Source organism: Christiangramia fulva (genome assembly GCF_003024155.1).
GTDB classification, from domain to species: domain Bacteria; phylum Bacteroidota; class Bacteroidia; order Flavobacteriales; family Flavobacteriaceae; genus Christiangramia; species Christiangramia fulva.
The window spans coordinates 2,687,085-2,705,344 of the sequence record NZ_CP028136.1 but is presented as its reverse complement, the minus strand read 5'-3'; the positions used below and the strand labels follow the sequence as shown (position 1 = coordinate 2,705,344).

Below are 18,260 nucleotides of genomic sequence, written 5' to 3'. Positions count from 1 at the left end.
AAAAGGGAATGATCGAAATCTAATACTGAATTTTCACTTAAGAAAAGCGTTTACATCCCTCCTAAATTCTTTAATTATCCAATCATATGGCAATTCGCCATTTACTTCTTCGGAATATTCTTCAATACTTCCAGTAAGAACTTCCAGTATTTTTGTGCCGAAGAGATACTTGCTCTTTCATCGGGCGAATGTGCTCCCCGGATGGTAGGCCCGAAAGAGATCATATCCATTTCAGGATAATGACTTCCTATAATTCCGCATTCAAGACCCGCATGACAGGCGGCAATATCGGCTTTTTCGCCGTTCATTTTTTGATACAGTTCATCCAGAGTTTTCAGAATTGGAGAATCCATATTCGGTGCCCAGCCCGGATACTCACCGGAAAGATTTACCTCAAATCCAGCCAACTCGAAAGCGGCTTTAAGGGAACCCGCAAGATCATCTTTGGTAGATTCAACTGAACTTCTGGTAAGGCATTTGACCTCAGCCTGCCCCTCCCTGATCGTAACATTCGCGATATTATTTGAAGTCTCCACGAGATCCTCAATATCGGGACTCATTCGATAAACGCCATTATGAGCTGCGGCAAGCGCTTTCAGAATCCTTTCCTGAGTCTCCAGGTTCATTACCTTTTCTTGAGAAGCGATCCTGTTAAGGCTGATAGCCATATTTGGTTCCAGGGAGGCATATTCGTTTTTGATCTCTGTTGCTCTTTTATCAAATTCTTTTCTGAAACTTTCTTCTTCTGTTTCGGGAAGAGCAAATTTCGCCACACTTTCCCTCGGAATGGCGTTTCGTAAACCACCACCATCAATTTCAGAAATTCTCAGCTTATAATCTGAAGTATTGATCAGAAGGCGGTTCATGAGTTTATTGGCATTTGCCAGGCCTTTGATGATATCCATTCCTGAATGACCACCCATCAATCCTTTTACTTTGATCTCATAAAAGCGGTAACTTTCAGGAACTTTTTCCTCTTCATATTCCATTTTTGCGGTAACATCTACGCCACCGGCACATCCAATTCCTATCTCGTCATCTTCTTCGGTGTCCAAATTCAGAAGAATATCTCCTTCCAGGATATTTGGATCCAGGCCTTTTGCACCGGTCATTCCGGTTTCTTCATCAATAGTGAAAAGAGCTTCGATAGCCGGGTGATCTATTTTATCACTTTCCAAAATTGCCATCATGGTGGCTACTCCCAGCCCATTATCAGCACCAAGAGTGGTTCCTTTTGCACGCACCCAGTCACCATCTACATACATTTCTATTCCCTGTTTGTCAAAATCGAAACGGGTATCGTTATTTTTTTGGTGAACCATGTCAAGATGAGCCTGGAGTACAACTTTTTTGCGGTTCTCTAAACCTTTGGTTGCCGGTTTGCGAATAACCACATTTCCTATTGCATCAACTTCAGTAGGAAGATTGAGTTTATTTCCAAAATTCTTTATGAACTCTATAACCCTTTCTTCCTTTTTTGAAGGTCTTGGTACCGCATTCAAATCTGCGAATTTGTTCCATAGTTCCTTAGGTTGGAGGGTTCTTATTTCTTCATTCATAGATTTATAATTTCATTTGCGGGCAAAGGTATTGTATTTAGACGATTTCTAAAATTTGCCGCCTTCCAAATATTTGTAATTTTAAGGCGTGAGAAAAAAATCTACTTTACTGCTGGCCATTTTTCTGCCAATCCAGATCCTGGTAATTAAACTAATTTCCGGGCACCCGCTACTGGTGGAAGATTATTATTCTAATGGCCTCTATCCGGTGATTTCTAAAGTAATGCGCTTTAGCCTGGGTTTTATTCCATTTTCACTGGGTGATTTCCTGTACGCCGCTTTTGTCATTTTAATTATCAGGTGGCTCATTAAACTCATTCGGAGCAGGTTCAGAAATCCGAAACAATGGATTCCGCAAGCTCTCGCCTCTCTTTCTATTGTTTATTTTTGTTTTCATCTTTTCTGGGGATTGAATTATTATCGGCTTCCTCTGCATGAAAGTCTGAAGATCGAAAATGACTACACCACAGAAGATCTCATCAGACTTACCGAATCACTTATAGCAGAATCTAATCAACTGCATACCCAGATCATGCACAATGATACGCTGAAAGTTCCCTTTGATTTTACCAAAAATGAGCTTTTTAAAATGACCATTAACGGTTATGATCATCTTGAAAAAGAATTTCCGCACCTCGGTTATCATGGTCATGCATTAAAACGTTCGCTTTACAGTATCCCGCTGACCTATATGGGCTTCAACGGCTACCTTAACCCGCTCACAAACGAAGCCCAGGTAAATACCATTATCGTTCCTTATAAAATTCCAACCACAGCAAGTCATGAAATTGGGCATCAACTGGGATATGCCAAAGAAAATGAAGCCAATTTCATCGCGTGTCTCGCCACGATGAACCATCCAAATATTTACTTCAGGTACTCTGGATATACCTTTGCTCTTAGCTATTGCCTGAGTGAATTGAACCGGCGGCAACCCGGTATTGTAAAAGAAATGACCAATAAACTCCATCCCGGAATTCTTAAAAATTACCGGGAAGTAAATGAGTTCTGGCTTGAACATCAAAATCCTTTTGAGCCTCTTTTTCAGGCCACTTACAATCGCTATCTAATAGTAAATAATCAGGCCGGGGGAATGAAAAGCTACAGCTATGTGGTAGCACTTTTAGTAAACTATTTAAACATGGATGAGGATTAAAACCAACTCTAAACTTTTTAAAAATTTTAGTATTTTAAGCCTCTCAATTTTTAGTATCGAATATTATTAAAAACTCCCTTAAATTTTATGAAATTAAAATTATTGATTTTGGGAGTGATCCTTTGTGCTTTTTCAGCCAATGCTCAGGATTACTTCCCGAAGAACAATGGTGTGAAAATGCGACACACCAACTACACTGTATTTAAAAATGCAAAGATCCATGTAGATCCCAAAACAGTAATCGAAAACGGAATGTTTTCTATTAAAAATGGCAAAATTGTGACCGTTGGGAAATCTATTAATGTCCCTGCAAATAGCATTATTATAGATCTTAAGGGTAAGGAAGTATATCCTTCTTATATCGATCTTTATAGTGATTTCGGGATTGAAAAGCCAAAAAAAGCACAGGGCGGAGGCGAACCTCAGTACGATGCAGGACGTGAAGGTTATTATTGGAATGACCATATTCGTCCCGAAACTGATGCCGTTTCTCATTTTAATTACGACAGCAAAGCAGCAGAATCTTTTCAGAAAGCCGGCTTTGGTGTGGTGAACACTCATATGCCTGACGGGATCATCCGCGGAACCGGAATGCTGGTTGCCCTTACTCCAGATGTAAGCGAAGGTGATCGCATTCTGGACGAGCGCTCGGGCCAATATTTGTCTTTCGAAAAAAGCGTACAGTCTAACCAGGTTTATCCTACTTCCATTATGGGGGTAATGGCACTGATCCGTCAGGCTTATCTTGACGCGAAGTGGTATGCAGGTGGAAATGCCGACAATACCGATCTGGCACTGGAAGCTTTGAACGAAAATAAAAATCTAACACAAATTTTTGTTACCGATAACCTGCTGAATGAATTGCGCGCCGATAAGGTGGGTGATGAATTCGGAATACAATATGTGATCGTGGGTAGCGGAAATGAATATCAGCGACTCGATGAAGTAAAGGCTTCCAATGCCACCTACATTATTCCGCTGAAATTTCCCGATGCTTATGACGTGGAAGATCCTTATATGGCGAATTATGTGAGCCTGGAGGAGATGAAAGAATGGAACCAGGCTCCTGCCAACCTGAAAATGCTTCAGGAAAAAGGCGTTCCTTTTACATTAACAACTCATTCTATTAATCCTGAAAAAGACTTCCGAAGCAATCTTATTAAAGCGGTTGAATATGGACTTCCTAAAGATGCTGCACTTGCCGCTCTCACCACAGTTCCTGCTCAGACCATAGGAAAAAGCGGAAAAATTGGGGTATTAAAAGAAGGTGCATGGGCCAATTTCATCATTACTTCCGGAGATTATTTCGATAAGGAAACAACATTATTTGAAAACTGGGTTCAGGGAAAGAGGAAGATCCTGCAGAGCATGGATGTGACCGATATCACCGGTGATTATAATTTAAGCCTCAACGGAAAGGATTACAGCCTTAAAATTTCAGGAGAGCCCATTAAACCAAAGGTCGAAGTAACTATGGATGACAAAAAAATAGGTTCAAAACTTACTTTTGAAAACAACTGGATGAACCTCCTTCTGTCTTCTCCCGACACCACAAAAACTGAATTTTTAAGACTTGTCGCCGATGTTCCTTCAAAAACCGACAGGATCTCGGGAAAAGCGATACTACCAGACGGAAAGGAAACTTCTTTTACCGCCGTTAAAACTTCTCCGGCAATTGAAAAAGAGAAAAACGAAAAGGATAAAAAACAAGATTTGCACGAATTAGTGCCGGTAACCTACCCGAATAAAGCCTACGGTTTTAAGGACCTTCCAGCTCAACAGGACCTATTGTTTAAAAATGCGACTGTCTGGACCAGCGAAGAGAATCCCGTTCTTGAAAATACCGATGTACTGGTAAAAGATGGAAAAATCGCCAAAATTGGAAAAGATCTTAATGCCGGGAGAGCCAAGGTCATCGACGCGACAGGAAAATATCTAACCGCGGGAATTATCGATGAACACTCCCATATTGCTGCTTCATCTATCAATGAAGCCGGACATAATTCTTCAGCTGAAGTACAAATGGAAGATGTGGTAGATCCTACAGATATCGCAATCTATCGCGATCTTGCGGGTGGTGTCACCACTATTCAGTTGCTGCACGGTTCGGCTAATCCAATCGGCGGGCAGTCGGCGATATTGAAACTTAAATGGGGAAAATCTGCTAAAGAGATGACCTTTGAGCAGGCGGCTCCCTTTATCAAATTCGCCCTGGGTGAAAACGTAAAGCAATCAAATTGGGGCAGCCATTCCCGTTTCCCTCAAACCAGAATGGGCGTAGAGCAGGTTTTTATAGATTACTTCAGCAGGGCGAAAGCTTATGAAACCGAAAAGAAGAATAATCCGAATTACAGAAAAGACCTTGAAATGGAAACTCTTGTTCAAATTTTGAACGGAGAGCGTTTCATAACTTCCCATTCTTATGTGCAAAGTGAAATAAATATGCTGATGAAGGTGGCTGAACAATTTGGTTTCCGCGTAAACACTTTCACCCATATTTTAGAAGGTTATAAAGTAGCCGATAAAATGAAAGAGCATGGAGCAGGTGCTTCAACTTTTTCTGACTGGTGGGCCTATAAATATGAAGTTAACGACGCGATTCCTTATAATGCTTCCATCATGAATGAAGTCGGACTCACCGTGGCCATCAATAGTGATGATGCCGAAATGAGCCGCAGACTCAACCAGGAAGCTGCGAAAAGCGTGAAGTATGGTGGAATGAGTGAAAGCGATGCCTGGAAAATGGTCACTATAAATCCGGCAAAACTGCTTCATATAGACGATTATGTGGGAAGTATAAAAGAAGGAAAAATGGCCGATCTGGTTCTTTGGAATGCCAATCCGCTTTCCGTCTATGCAAAACCTGAAAAGACCATGATCGAAGGAGTGGTTTATTTTGATGTTGAAAGAGATCAGCAATTAAGAGAACGTATCCGGAAAGAGCGTAATGAACTAATCGGCCAGATGCTGGAAGCCAAGAACAGCGGGCTTAAAACACAGCCTGTAATGAAAAAGGAAAAAGAACGTGTTCATTGTGACCTTCTTGGAAATATTCAATAAAAAGCATAGAAAATGAAAATAATCAAATCATATATTATACTCATTGTCCTGTTTCTGTCAGGTCAAATTTTTGCGCAGCAAACACCCGCTCAGGAACAAGCAGGACCTGTTAGCATTGTAGGAGCCACCGCGCATATAGGAAACGGAAAAGTGATCGAGAACAGTGTGATTACTTTTGAAAATGGAAAGATCACCAAAATAACCGAAGGGACTTCTTCTACTCAGCCTTCCGGGAAGATAATAGATGCAAAAGGTAAAGATGTATATCCCGGTTTTATCGCTCCAAATTCAACCTTAGGCCTGGTGGAGATCGATGCGGTAAGAGCAACCGACGATGAAGACGAAATGGGAGAAATGCTTCCTAACGTTCGCAGCCTTATCGCTTATAACGCTGAAAGTAAAGTGGTGGAATCTATGAGACCGAATGGAGTATTAATGGGTCAGATCGTTCCCCGCGGCGGAAGAATTTCCGGCACCTCCTCTATCGTGCAATTCGATGCCTGGAACTGGGAAGATGCCGTGGTTAAAGAAAATGACGGACTTCATATCAATTGGCCTTCTTCCTTTAAAAGAGGACGTCCCTGGAGAGGTGAAGAGCCGGGGTTAAAGAGGAATGAAGACTATGTGGCCGATGTCCAGGAGTTAACCGGTTTCTTTGCTGCGGCAAAAGCCTGGCTGGCCGGCGATCGTTCTTATACCAATCTTCCGTATTTGGCCATGGAACCTGTTTTTAACGGAAGGAAAAAGGTATATGTTCATGTAAATGGTGAAAAAGAGATCCTTGATGCCATTCAGTTTAAAAAAGAGCAAAATTTAGATAATTTCGTGATCGTGGGTGGTTACAATTCCATTGGAGTTGCAAAACAGATCAAAGAAAACAATATTCCCGTGCTGGTAAATCGCCCTCACAGTCTGCCGAAACAGGATTTCGAAGATTATGACTATCCCTATAAATTAGCAAAATTACTGGCTGATGAAGGTGTGCTGGTCGCTTTAGAAAGCAGCGGCGAAATGGAACGCATGCAAACCAGAAACCTGCCTTTTTATGCCGGAACGGTAGCAGCCTATGGAATGGATAAGGAAAAAGCGCTTCAGCTTATCACCCTCAATACCGCGAAGATACTCGGAATAGACGATAATTATGGAAGCCTCGAAGAAGGTAAATCAGCAACGCTTTTCATATCTGATGGTGATGCGCTGGACATGCGCACTAACCGTCTTTCACACGCGTTTATCGATGGCAGGGAAGTGAGTCTTGAAACTCATCAAACTGAACTTTGGCATCGTTATTCCAACAAGTACAAAAATCAGAAAGAAAATAGTAAATAAGAGCTATTTATTTTACAAAAAGCCTTCGGAAACGAGGGCTTTTTTTATGTTCAATATCTGTGTATTTTTACACATATGTTAAAAAAAATTACCAGTTTTCAGAACAGGGAAATTAAACGCCTTATACAATTGCAGGAGAAATCCCGGAATAGACGTAAGGAAAATGTTTTTGTAGTAGAAGGCCGGCGCGAGATCTCACTTGCTCTTAAAGGAAAATATCGCCTGTTGAGTCTCTATTTTCAGCCTGAAATTATCGATTTTGAAGAGGTTATTCAAATAGCCCGGGAAAACGAAAATCCTGAAATTACCGAACTAAATGCTGAAGTCTACTCGAAAATTGCTTACCGCGGAAGCACAGAAGGACTGATCGGGATTTTTGAAAGCCGGGAAAACTCGCTGGAAGAACTTCAGTTTAAAAACGAAAATCCGCTTATCCTTGTTGCCGAAGCCCCCGAAAAACCGGGAAATATCGGAGCTTTACTGAGAACGGCCGATGCCTCAAACCTGGATGCTGTGATCATCGCCAACCCGAAAACCGATTTGTATAATCCCAATATCATTCGCAGTAGTGTTGGTTGTGTATTTACCAATCAGGTTGCGACCGGCAGCACTTCAGAGATCATCGAATTTCTTCAGAAAAAGAAAATATCAATTTTTGCTGCCGCTCTCCAGGCTTCCCAAGCTTACCATCAGGTAGATTTCCGCCTGGCTTCGGCAATTGTCGTTGGCACCGAAGCCACGGGCCTTAGCGAAGAATGGCTTCAAAATTCCAAACAGAATATCATCATTCCCATGCAGGGTGAAATTGACTCTATGAATGTTTCTGTCGCTGCAGGAATTCTTATTTTTGAAGCAAAACGTCAGCGCGATTTCAAGGCATAGAAATTGCTATTTCAAATTATAAATCCCAAATCCATAAACTTGAAACCTGAAACACTTTTTTACATCATTATAGCGATCATTGCAATTGATTTCATAATAGACAAAATCCTGGACGCCCTCAACGCCAAACATTTTAACGATCCTGTTCCTTCAGAACTGGAAGATGTTTATGATAATGAAGAATATGAAAAATCACAGCGTTACAAAAAAGAGCGTTATAAATTCGGATTGGTGAGCTCTACCTTTTCGGTGTTGCTTACCCTTGTCTTTATTATTTTTGGCGGCTTTGCCTGGGTTGACGAGATCGCCAGAAGCATAAGTGATAATGAGATTGTTATCTCTCTTGTTTTCTTCGGAATTATTATGTTGGGAAGCGATTTACTGATGACACCGTTTTCCTTGTATTCGACCTTTGTGATCGAGGAAAAATACGGGTTTAACAAGACCACTAAAAAAACTTTCATTTTAGATAAACTGAAAAGTTTTGCAATGATGGCGGTCATTGGCGGCGGAATTTTATCGTTAATCGTTTGGTTTTATCAAATTTCAGGAGATGATTTCTGGTGGTATGCCTGGATTCTGGTGGCAGTTTTTTCAGTATTCATGAATATGTTCTACGCGAAACTCATCGTTCCGCTTTTCAATAAACAAACACCGCTGGAAGAGGGTTCTTTAAGAACAAAAATTGAAGAATATGCCAGAAATGTTGGTTTTAAGCTGGATAATATCTTCGTGATCGACGGCTCTAAAAGAAGTACCAAAGCCAACGCTTATTTTTCAGGATTTGGAAAGGAGAAACGCATCACCCTTTACGATACGCTTATCAACGATCTCGAGGAAGAAGAAATTGTTGCCGTTCTGGCCCATGAGGTAGGACATTATAAAAAGAACCATATTATTATCAATCTTTTTGCTTCGATGGTCGTGACCGGTTTTACGCTGTGGCTGTTATCATTATTTATTAGTAGCCCGGTATTATCGCAGGCTTTAGGTGTAGAGCAGCCCAGTTTTCATATTGGCCTGGTCGCCTTCGGGATTCTTTACAGTCCCATTTCTGAAATAACCGATCTTCTTATGAATTTCATCTCTCGAAAATTTGAATATCAGGCCGATAATTATGCTAAATTCACCTATAATGCAGAATCGCTGATCAGCAGTCTGAAGAAATTATCCAGAAATACGCTCAGCAATTTAACACCACATAAAGCGTACATTTTTGTACATTACTCACATCCCAGTTTGTTGCAGCGATATCGTAACTTAAAGTGTCGGGCCTAGTTGTGTCATTTTAATCTTAATCGTATTTTTAGACTATGACAGAAGCAGCTATAGAAAAAGAAAACAAGCAAATTGCCAGGCAATACAAAGAATTGCTTCGGATAAGCTATCAAACTCTCACCGAGGATGATAAAAAGCTTATCAGGAAGGCTTTTGACACTGCTGTGGACGCACATAAAGACCAGCGCCGAAAATCTGGCGAGGCTTACATTTTTCATCCTATTGCCGTAGCTAAAATTGTAGCTTCTGAAATTGGCCTGGATGCAACTTCCATCGCCGCCGCTCTTCTTCATGATGTAGTTGAAGACACCAAATACACCCTGAAGGAAATACAGAAAATGTTTGGTGATGCAGTGGCTCGAATTGTTGACGGACTCACAAAAATTTCCAGTCTGAAAAAAGACAAGGATGTTTCGCTGCAGGCAGAAAATTTCCGGAAAATGTTGCTTACTCTTAACGATGACGTTAGAGTGATCATCATTAAAATTGCTGATCGTCTTCACAATATGCAAACCATGGATGCCATGCGTCCAGATAAGCAGGTAAAGATCGCTTCAGAAACCCTTTATATTTATGCGCCTCTGGCACACCGTATAGGCTTGTACAATATCAAAACTGAACTCGAGGATCTTGGCCTGAAGTATACCGAACCCGAGGTCTATCATGATATTCTTACCAAAATCAAGGAGAGTAAGGAACAACAGGATGCGTATATCCAGGAATTCAGCAAAGTTATAAGGGATTCTTTAGATAAAGAAGATCTTCAGTACGAGATCAAGGGAAGGCCAAAATCTATTTATTCAATCAACCGAAAGATCAAAGCTCAAAATATCAGTTTTGATGAGGTCTATGATAAATTCGCGATCAGGATTATTTATAAAAGCGATCCTGCCAATGAAAAATTTCTCGCCTGGAAGATCTATTCGATCGTTACCGACCACTTCCGCCCTAATCCAACGCGCTTAAGAGACTGGATCTCTTCACCCAAATCTACTGGATATGAAGCCCTCCACATTACGGTCATGGGACCAAAAGGTCGCTGGGTTGAAGTACAGATTCGAAGTGAGCGAATGAACGAGATCGCTGAAAAAGGCTATGCCGCGCATTATAAATACAAACAGGGGGATAGCAAAAATGAGGAACGCGGTTTCGAAGAATGGGTAACGCGACTTCAGGAAGCGCTGGAAAGCCCCGATATTAATGCCGTTGATTTTGTGGAGCAGTTTAAACTCAACCTGTATTCCAAAGAGATCTTTGTATTTACCCCTCAGGGAGATTTAAAGTCTTTGCCAAAAGGTTCCACACCTCTGGATTTTGCTTTCAGTATACACACTGAGATTGGTTTACACACGCGCGGCGCAAGGGTAAACAACAAACTTGTGCCTTTGAGCCATGAGCTCAAAAGCGGCGATCAGGTAGAAATTATCACTTCAGACAATGCCAAGCCTAATATCAACTGGCTGGATTACGCCAATACGGCAAGGGCTCGTGCGAAAATAAAGTCATCACTCAAGGAAGAGAAAAAAGAGATCGCCGAAGAAGGAAAAGCTGTTCTCGCCCGAAAATTAAGGGCGCAGAAAATTCCTTTTAATGAGAAATCTATCAATGAGCTCGTGGTTTTCTTCAATTTAAAGACCAGCCTCGACCTGTTCTACCGGGTTGGTATAGGAAAGATCGATAACCAGATGCTGAAGGATTTCGCTTCTTCAAGGAGCAATGCCTTTGTTAGTTACTTCAAAAATAAGATCAAAAAACCGGCGGTTACAACCGATATACACAAGGAAGAGATCACTTCAAAATATGATCAGCTTGTATTTGGAAAAGAAGAAGAAAAACTGGAATATAAACTGGCCAACTGCTGCAACCCTATTCCGGGTGATAATGTTTTCGGGTTTATTTCGGTAAACGATGGTATAAAAGTGCATAAAAAAGACTGTCCCAATGCCTTACAGCTGCAGAGCAATTATGCCTACCGGATCATTCAGGCAAAATGGATAGACAGTTCCCAACAGGACTTCAGGGCGGTCATAAAATTGCAGGGTATTGATAATATCGGCCTCGTGAGCGAAATCACGCAAGAGATCTCGAGTAATATGCATGTGAACATGCAGAACTTAAATTTTGACAGTTCAGACGGCGTTTTTAGCGGAAGAATTACCTTAGTGGTGAAAAACAATAATATCCTGAATACCATCATTCAAAGGCTCAAAAAAATTAACGGCATAGACAAGGTTAGCCGTGAATAAAAATTTACCTTTGCAGAGCAAATTATGAGCAAAAAAGTCGTAAATAAAAACGATCAGGCGGTCGTTAAAAACGTTTTCACCAAGTATCTTGAAGAGAAAGGCCACCGAAAAACACCGGAGCGTTTCGCTATTCTTCAGGAGATCTATAATTCAGATGATCATTTTGATATTGAATCCCTCTATATTAAAATGAAAAATAAGAAGTACCGGGTTAGCCGCGCCACTCTTTATAATACCATTGAATTATTGCTGGAATGCGGTTTGGTGCGAAAACATCAGTTTGGCCAAAACCAGGCACAGTATGAAAAATCGTATTTTGACCGTCAGCACGATCACGTCATTCTTACCGATACCGGCGAAGTGATCGAGTTTTGCGATCCGCGAATCCAAAGTATAAAACAAACTATCGAAGAGGTTTTTGATATCGAGATCAAAAAACATTCGCTTTACTTTTACGGAAATAAAAAATCAACCAATTAAGTTTTAGTTTTCATGGCAGTAGATTTACTACTAGGTCTCCAGTGGGGTGACGAAGGAAAAGGAAAAATCGTTGACGTACTCACCACCAAATATGATATTATTGCCCGCTTTCAGGGCGGTCCCAATGCCGGGCATACCCTCGAATTCGACGGACAAAAGCATGTGTTACACACCATCCCTTCAGGAATTTTCCACGATAACAGTGTGAATCTGGTTGGAAACGGCGTGGTGATAGATCCGGTGATCTTCAAAAAAGAACTGGATAATCTGGCAAAACATAATATCGATTATAAATCAAAATTGCTTATTTCACGGAAGGCTCATCTTATCCTTCCAACTCACCGATTGCTGGATGCAGCTTCTGAAGCTTCTAAAGGAAAGGCAAAAATCGGTTCTACTTTAAAAGGTATAGGCCCGACCTATATGGATAAAACCGGAAGAAACGGTCTGCGTGTTGGCGATTTGGAAATGAGCGACTGGAAAGACAGATATCGTGCCCTGGCCGATAAACATGAGAAAATGATCGCTTTTTATGATGTGGATGTTCAGTACAACCTCGAAGAACTGGAGAAAGATTTCTGTAAAGCTGTGGAAAGCCTTAAAGAATTAAAATTTATTGACAGCGAAGAATACCTGCAGCAGGCGATTAAAGGCGGAAAAACAATTCTCGCCGAAGGCGCCCAGGGTTCGTTGCTTGATATCGATTTTGGAACTTATCCGTATGTAACTTCTTCAAATACCACTGCAGCGGGTGCCTGTACCGGTTTGGGAGTAGCTCCACGACAGATTGGCGAAGCTTTTGGAATTTTCAAGGCTTACGCCACACGTGTTGGAAGCGGCCCCTTCCCTACCGAACTTTTTGATGAAGTTGGTGAAACCATGGGCCGTGTAGGAAACGAATTTGGAGCGACTACCGGAAGAAAGAGACGTTGTGGATGGCTGGATCTTGTGGCTTTGAAATATGCTGTTCAGGTAAACGGGATCACCCAGCTTATCATGATGAAGGGAGATGTTCTGAGCGGATTTGACACACTGAAAGTTTGTACCGCTTATAAATACAAGGGTGAAAAAATTACTCATTTCCCTTATAATATTGAACCGGAGAATATTGAACCTATCTATACCGAGGTGCCCGGCTGGAAAGAAGATTTAACCAAAATGACCTCTTCGGAAAGCCTTCCTAAGGAATTCAATGATTATGTTGATTTTCTTGAAAAGGAACTTGAAGTTCCCATTAAAATGGTTTCGGTAGGTCCCGACAGAAAACAAACAATTAACAGATAAAAAAATCCCGCTTCGATGGCGGGATTTTTTTTTAGTGCAATTTTCCTTTTTCAAAATTTTCAAATTACATGCTGCTGTCATCAACGATGAATAAACTCGCTATGGCCACGGCGGTATCTCCGCTAATGGGTTCATCAAAAGCCTGGGTCACGGCAGCAGAAAGATCACCAACGATCTCACTGGAATAATTGATCGAAGTAAGGTCAATTCCCCCCTGCATCAGGTTTCCTTCACCATCGTAAACCGGTTGTGTTGCCTCCGGCATACCTTCGCCTCCCATACTTCCGGTGAGCCATCCTTTTAAACCTCTAATTCTTCTGATCTCAGAAGCATGGCGCGCTTCTACTGAATGGATCTGAAGTGCGGGTTCAAGATACGGTGTGTTCATTAAATTGGCCGCCTGACCTTTATAAGCTCGTACTCCTGTATCTTCAAAAGCTTGCGCCAGCGCTAAAAGCTGAGCGTACGCAGTTTCCTGACCGATTCCGTTTTCATTGAACGGATCGAAAGCTCCACCCGCGGTAAAATCGAAAGTGGGCTTTTCAACAGGAGTGACGCCTGCGCCTTCCAAACCTGTTTTTAGAAATGCAACGTGAGCCGACTCATGTTTAGAAATTTGCATATAGACCGCTTCTTCTCTGGCGTAGCCGTTCAGTACACCAGATTCCAAAGATTTCATATAGAATTCGGCTTCAAGATATTCAAGGGTTAATGCAAGTTGTAAGGCATCCACCGCCGAATTTTCCTGGAACATCATTGATGTTGCCGCCTTCATTTTAGTAGAGGCAAGACCAAAAGGAATCGCAGCCACGGCAGCTTTCTTACCGAAGGAAGATAATGTACCGAACATTTCTCTTCTCGAGGTAGATTTACTGGTTAATTTTTCAGATGTAAAATCATCTAGCAATTTTATAATACTCATAATTTCTTCTTTTTGTGGTTTATAAATGGGATTTGATTAAGAACCTGTCTTTGGTGCAGGCGGATTGTTCCAGGCGAATTCCGTTACAAAGAAGCCTCCTGCAGCTTCAAATACTTCCGAAGGATCGAGCTGTGTACCAAGGCCGGTTTCCGGATCTACAATATCATCTCCGGCAAAATAAGTTCCGTTGGTATTAATTAAAGATCTTATGGCTGAAGCATGTCGCGCTTCTACCGAAACGATTTTCCCGGCCAGTGTTAGATATGTGGCATCTGCAATGCGATCTCCGGCCCCGTTGTAAGCTCCTACGCCGGTATCTTCGAGGATCTGCGCAAATTGTAATACTGAATCCCTGCTGTCAAAATCGATAGCTGAAACATCGAATTCAAGATCGGGCAAGGTCATTTCAGCACCCACAGTGGCTGTAATTGCCGTTTTAAAGAACTCTCTGTGAATAACTTCGTGATTGTAAAGATCGTCAAAAAGAGCTATTTCGTCGGCCTCAGCACCTGCATAGTAAGCGCCGGCCCGGACTTGTGTATAAAAAGCGGCTTCAAGCTGTTCCAAAGCGTATGCATAATTTAAAATACCAACATCACCTTCACCCAGGTCAAAAACTTCAGCATCGGGATTTTCAGGTGGCATCGGATTTCCGTTAGGGTCCGCGCCTGGATTAAACATTTCATCTTCGCTGCAACCATACATAAGTACACTTGCACCCGCCAATCCCAGGCCACTCAGCCTGATAAATTGTCTTCGTGAATCTCTCTTTGATTTTTTGGAAGATGCTTCAACTACATCCACCTTAACAACAGGTTTTTTCATAATAAAAATTTTTAGTTTCATAGAAACCTACGCTGAAAAGCCCCTTGCGGTTTTTGAATAAAAGTTAAGTTTATCTTAAAGCGCCTGATATCGGGAAAGATTTATCATTTTACTGGCCTCATATTTGAAAGCATTTTGAAACAATAAAGTTGCTTACATTGCTTATTTAAGAAATTTTCAACCGCAATTTAAGTCGGCTGATTTTCGTTACTTTTGTCAAAAATTTAATCTTGCTGAAACAAATCTTTCTATTTCTGATTTTTAGTCTTTGTTTCCTGCCTTCGGCCTTGGGTCAAACTCAAAAGATCAATTATGAATCTGACCGGACCCTGCGGAATGAAGAGCGATATCCCGGTGCTTTTATCCTCAGCAAGGTCGATAACCAGGTGTATTTTGATCATAACGGAATAGAAGTCTGGTGCGATAATGCCATTTTTTATAAGGAAGCCAACTTTTTTAAAGCCTACGGAAACATAAGGATGCAGCAGGGCGACAGCGTAAGCATGACCAGTAATTATGCGGAATATAATGGAGATACTGAATTTGCCTTCGCCAGTGGAAACGTAAAAATGAGGCGTCCGGAAACCACCCTGGAAACTGACAGCCTCTTTTTTAACAGAATAACACAACAGGCCTATTATAGAAGTGGCGGAAAAGTAACCGATACCGCCAGCGTGCTTACCAGTCGCGTCGGGCGCTATTTTCTGAATGAAGATAAATACAGTTTTATTACCGATGTGGTGGTAAAAAACCCGGATTACACCATTCATTCCGAACAAATCGATTTTTATTCGGAAAATGGAAATGCCTACCTCTATGGCCCTTCAACTATTGAAAGCGAAACCAGCACAGTTTATTGCGAGCGGGGTTTTTATGACACCCGGGAAGATCATGGCTATTTTGTGAAAAATTCCCGAATAGATTATGACAACCGAATTCTCAAAGGCGACAGCCTTTATTTTAACAGAAAAAGAAGCTTTGCTTCGGCTACCAACAATATCAGGGTAATCGACACCATCAATAAAAGCAAAATTACGGGCCATTACGCAGAAGTTTACCGGGATAAAGATTCTGTTTTTATAACAAAACGAGCGGTTGCGGCAATGCTTCAGGATAAAGATTCAGTTTTTATTCATAGCGATACACTTATGGTCACCGGGAAACCTGAACAACGTGTCATCCGAGGATTCTATGATGTTCGCATTCTAAAAAATGACATGAGCGGTAGAAGCGATTCCATTTATACCAATCAGAGTTCCGGGATCACTAAACTGATCAATTTAAGGCGTATGGGAGATAAAGATCCCGTGCTATGGTCGGGCGAAAATCAAATGACCGGTGATACGATCCAGCTTATTAGTAATCCCAAGACCGAGAAACTTGATACCCTGCTGGTTTTCAACAATGCTTTTCTTATTCAGAAGGATACGATCAAGGGGTACAACCAGATAAAAGGAAAATACCTTGTAGGTTTATTTGATGATAATGAGCTTTCGCAGGTAGATATCGATAAAAATACCGAAACGCTGTATTATATGCGGAATGAGAAGGATACTTTAATAGGGATCAATAAAACACTTTCCAGTTCTATCAAAATTCTGTTTGAAGATCGGAAAATAACCGATATTTATTATTACAACCAGGTAGATGGAAAATTAACTCCCGAGCCGGACTTCCCTCCCAATGCAAGGCAGCTGAAAGGTTTTAACTGGCGTGGCGACGAACGCATTATGAGCAAAAAAGGCCTTTTTGAAGGTCAGCCGGAACCAAAACTGACCAAAATTCAGGGTATTCCGCTTCCTGATGAACCAGAAGAATTTTTCGACCAAAGAGAAAAAAATAAACCTTTGCTGAATAAAAATTCCAGGTTGGATCCAAAGATCCTTCAAAATCGAAAAGAAGACACTTTGAAATTCAAACATCCTAATTTGCCAGATATAAAAGAAGACCTGAAAAACGAAAAAAAGAAGGATTCTTTGGAAACGAAAGAGGAAGTAAAGATTGAATAAAGATTTTTTCAAATACCAGGCACAAACCACACCGCATCCTCTTGGACTAGAAGTTTCACATGCAATTGGCAGTTACATCTATACTACCGATGGCAAAAAACACCTCGATTTCGTCGCGGGTGTTTCGGCTTGTAGTCTTGGACATTCACATCCAAAAATTGTAGCCGCCATTAAAAAGCAGGCAGAAAAATATCTGCATGTAATGGTATATGGTGAATATGCACAGGGTCCTGCCGTAGAACTCTCCAAATTACTGGCGAAAAATATGCCCGGAGATCTTTCCAAAACTTATCTGGTAAATTCAGGTACCGAAGCTATAGAGGGGTCTTTGAAGTTGGCCAGAAGAGCTACGGGAAGATCTGAAATCATTGCGGCTCATAATGCCTATCATGGCAATACCATGGGTTCATTGAGCCTTATGGATTATGAAGAACGGGTAAAACCTTTCCGGCCTTTGCTGGGAGATATTTCTTTTATCACTTTCAATAACGAAAAAGATATCGAAAAGATCACTGAACGAACCGCGGCAGTGATCCTGGAAACGATACAGGGAGGCGCCGGATTTATCATGCCCCGGGATAATTATCTCAAAAAAGTCAAAAATCGGTGTGAAGAAGTTGGCGCTTTGCTTATTCTCGATGAGATACAACCCGGTTTTGGAAGAACAGGAAAGTTGTTCGGATTTGAGAATTTTGAGGTAGTTCCAGATATTGTTGCGATGGGAAAAGGTATGGGCGGCGGACTTCCTATTGGAGCCTTCACCGCTTCAGAAAAACTGATGGACCAGCTAAGCGATAATCCCAAAATGGGTCATATCACTACCTTTGGCGGAAATCCGTTGATTGCAGCATCGGCTTTGGCAACTTTAAAAGAAATCACTCAAACCAGTCTTATCAATAAAACCCTGGAAAAAGAAAAACTTTTCAGAAATCTGCTTCAGCATCCTCTAATTGAAGAAATCCGCGGCCAGGGCCTTATGCTCGCTCTTATTTTAAAGTCTGCCAAAATTGCCGATGAGCTCGTATTGAAAGCCAAAGAGAATCAGCTTGTTCTTTTCTGGCTACTCTATGAAAAACAGGCAGTCCGGCTTACTCCTCCCCTAACTATTTCAGAAGAAGAGATCAAAGAAGGTTGTGGCATTATTATTGACATCTTAAATAACTTAAAATGAAATATTAATGTAGTGTTAATTAATTTGTTAACAACAATACTTCCCAGTCCGAAAATTGC

General features: G+C 41.3%; 13 protein-coding genes. 10 read left to right on the top strand and 3 right to left on the bottom strand.

Translation table 11 applies throughout. From position 1 onward, the window contains the following. Positions 1–101 precede the first annotated feature (101 nt). Positions 102–1,559 (bottom strand): aminoacyl-histidine dipeptidase, encoded by a 1,458-nt coding sequence (locus tag C7S20_RS12065; RefSeq protein ID WP_107012703.1) that lies wholly within the window; start codon positions 1,557–1,559, stop codon positions 102–104. An 88-nt stretch (positions 1,560–1,647) separates the two neighbouring features. Between C7S20_RS12065 and C7S20_RS12060 the strand changes: the two genes are divergently transcribed. The 8 genes from C7S20_RS12060 to C7S20_RS12025 all read left to right on the top strand — a co-directional run bounded on the left by C7S20_RS12060 (position 1,648) and on the right by C7S20_RS12025 (position 13,274). Then, complete coding sequence (locus tag C7S20_RS12060) at positions 1,648–2,715, top strand: DUF3810 domain-containing protein (RefSeq protein WP_107012702.1); 1,068 nt, start codon at positions 1,648–1,650, stop codon at positions 2,713–2,715. Between the two features lie 87 nt (positions 2,716–2,802). Next, positions 2,803–5,775, top strand: coding sequence for an amidohydrolase family protein (locus tag C7S20_RS12055; protein WP_107012701.1), 2,973 nt, complete (start codon positions 2,803–2,805; stop codon positions 5,773–5,775). Between the two features lie 12 nt (positions 5,776–5,787). Next, positions 5,788–7,104: an amidohydrolase family protein gene (locus C7S20_RS12050; protein ID WP_107012700.1), complete on the top strand. Its 1,317-nt coding sequence runs from the start codon at positions 5,788–5,790 to the stop codon at positions 7,102–7,104. Positions 7,105–7,179: 75 nt separating this feature from the next. Then, on the top strand, positions 7,180–7,986 hold the full coding sequence (locus C7S20_RS12045) for a TrmH family RNA methyltransferase (protein ID WP_107012699.1): 807 nt from the start codon (positions 7,180–7,182) through the stop codon (positions 7,984–7,986). Positions 7,987–8,025: 39 nt separating this feature from the next. Next, entirely contained in the window at positions 8,026–9,264 is a 1,239-nt protein-coding gene (locus C7S20_RS12040) for a M48 family metallopeptidase (protein ID WP_107012698.1), read from the top strand. 35 nt (positions 9,265–9,299) lie between these two features. Further along, entirely contained in the window at positions 9,300–11,510 is a 2,211-nt protein-coding gene (locus C7S20_RS12035) for a RelA/SpoT family protein (RefSeq protein WP_107012697.1), read from the top strand. 24 nt (positions 11,511–11,534) lie between these two features. Beyond that, entirely contained in the window at positions 11,535–11,990 is a 456-nt protein-coding gene (locus C7S20_RS12030; RefSeq protein WP_107012696.1) for a Fur family transcriptional regulator, read from the top strand. Positions 11,991–12,002: 12 nt separating this feature from the next. After that, positions 12,003–13,274, top strand: a complete 1,272-nt coding sequence (locus C7S20_RS12025) for an adenylosuccinate synthase (protein WP_107012695.1) — start codon at positions 12,003–12,005, stop codon at positions 13,272–13,274. Between the two features lie 64 nt (positions 13,275–13,338). Here the strand turns inward: C7S20_RS12025 and C7S20_RS12020 are convergent, their stop codons facing one another. Together C7S20_RS12020 and C7S20_RS12015 are read right to left on the bottom strand one after the other, a co-directional pair. Next, positions 13,339–14,196: a ferritin-like domain-containing protein gene (locus tag C7S20_RS12020; protein WP_107012694.1), complete on the bottom strand. Its 858-nt coding sequence runs from the start codon at positions 14,194–14,196 to the stop codon at positions 13,339–13,341. A gap of 36 nt (positions 14,197–14,232) precedes the next feature. Further along, positions 14,233–15,021 carry a ferritin-like domain-containing protein gene (locus C7S20_RS12015; RefSeq protein ID WP_107014224.1) on the bottom strand — a complete coding sequence of 263 codons (789 nt, stop codon included), beginning with the start codon at positions 15,019–15,021 and terminating at the stop codon, positions 14,233–14,235. 233 nt (positions 15,022–15,254) lie between these two features. Between C7S20_RS12015 and C7S20_RS12010 the strand changes: the two genes are divergently transcribed. Both C7S20_RS12010 and C7S20_RS12005 read left to right on the top strand, forming a co-directional pair. Then, entirely contained in the window at positions 15,255–17,030 is a 1,776-nt protein-coding gene (locus C7S20_RS12010; protein ID WP_193510813.1) for an OstA-like protein, read from the top strand. Next, positions 17,023–18,201, top strand: coding sequence for an aspartate aminotransferase family protein (locus tag C7S20_RS12005; RefSeq protein ID WP_107012692.1), 1,179 nt, complete (start codon positions 17,023–17,025; stop codon positions 18,199–18,201). The genes C7S20_RS12010 and C7S20_RS12005 overlap by 8 nt, the downstream gene beginning before the upstream one ends. The last annotated feature ends 59 nt before the right edge of the window (positions 18,202–18,260 follow it).

Coding starts and splice junctions, on each gene's coding strand:
- C7S20_RS12015 (WP_107014224.1), bottom strand. CDS start 15,021: ATGAAAAAACCTGTTGTTAAGGTGGATGTAGTTGAAGCATCTTCCAAA.
- C7S20_RS12020 (WP_107012694.1), bottom strand. CDS start 14,196: ATGAGTATTATAAAATTGCTAGATGATTTTACATCTGAAAAATTAACC.
- C7S20_RS12030 (WP_107012696.1), top strand. CDS start 11,535: ATGAGCAAAAAAGTCGTAAATAAAAACGATCAGGCGGTCGTTAAAAAC.
- C7S20_RS12050 (WP_107012700.1), top strand. CDS start 5,788: ATGAAAATAATCAAATCATATATTATACTCATTGTCCTGTTTCTGTCA.
- C7S20_RS12045 (WP_107012699.1), top strand. CDS start 7,180: ATGTTAAAAAAAATTACCAGTTTTCAGAACAGGGAAATTAAACGCCTT.
- C7S20_RS12035 (WP_107012697.1), top strand. CDS start 9,300: ATGACAGAAGCAGCTATAGAAAAAGAAAACAAGCAAATTGCCAGGCAA.
- C7S20_RS12025 (WP_107012695.1), top strand. CDS start 12,003: ATGGCAGTAGATTTACTACTAGGTCTCCAGTGGGGTGACGAAGGAAAA.
- C7S20_RS12055 (WP_107012701.1), top strand. CDS start 2,803: ATGAAATTAAAATTATTGATTTTGGGAGTGATCCTTTGTGCTTTTTCA.
- C7S20_RS12065 (WP_107012703.1), bottom strand. CDS start 1,559: ATGAATGAAGAAATAAGAACCCTCCAACCTAAGGAACTATGGAACAAA.